This is a genomic window from Falsochrobactrum shanghaiense (assembly GCF_003149535.1).
Classification (GTDB): Bacteria; Pseudomonadota; Alphaproteobacteria; order Rhizobiales; family Rhizobiaceae; genus Brucella; species Brucella shanghaiense.
This window is the reverse complement of record NZ_QGDB01000044.1, coordinates 1-515: the sequence shown is the minus strand read 5'-3', so window position 1 is coordinate 515 and position 515 is coordinate 1. Positions and strand designations below refer to the sequence as shown.

Sequence of the window (515 nt, the reverse complement as noted above, 5' to 3'; positions counted from 1 at the left end):
GCGAGCGAACCGCGCGCGCCTTCGCCGATCAGCACATATTTGCCAAGCAGCGCCATGCCGCGCGTATAATTCGGGCCGTGTGTTCCGTCGCGCTCAATGCCCATATCGCCGGTGGCGACGCCAATGACCGCGCCTTCGTCATTATAAAGCACTTCCGTGGCAGCAAAGCCGGGATAGATTTCCACGCCCAGTTCTTCGGCCTTCGTGCCAAGCCAGCGGCAGACATTGCCCAGCGAAACGATATAATTGCCGTGATTGCTCATCAGCGGCGGCATGGCAAAATTGGGCAGGCGCACCGAACCGGCAGGGCCGAGCAGCAGGAAATGATCGTCCGTCACCGGCGTCTTGAAGGGATGGCCCTCATCCTCGCGCCAATTCGGCAGAAGCTGGTCGATGCCAACCGGATCGACCACCGCGCCCGAAAGAATATGCGCGCCGACTTCGCCGCCCTTTTCAAGCACGACGACGGAAAGCTCCGGATCGATCTGTTTGAACCTGATCGCCGCAGCAAGCCC

Annotated in this window: 1 protein-coding gene; it reads right to left on the bottom strand. The window is 60.8% G+C overall.

The features are described from left to right. The coding region (locus tag DKP76_RS18945; protein WP_146198963.1) for an NAD(P)/FAD-dependent oxidoreductase at positions 1–515 on the bottom strand (515 nt) is incomplete at both ends.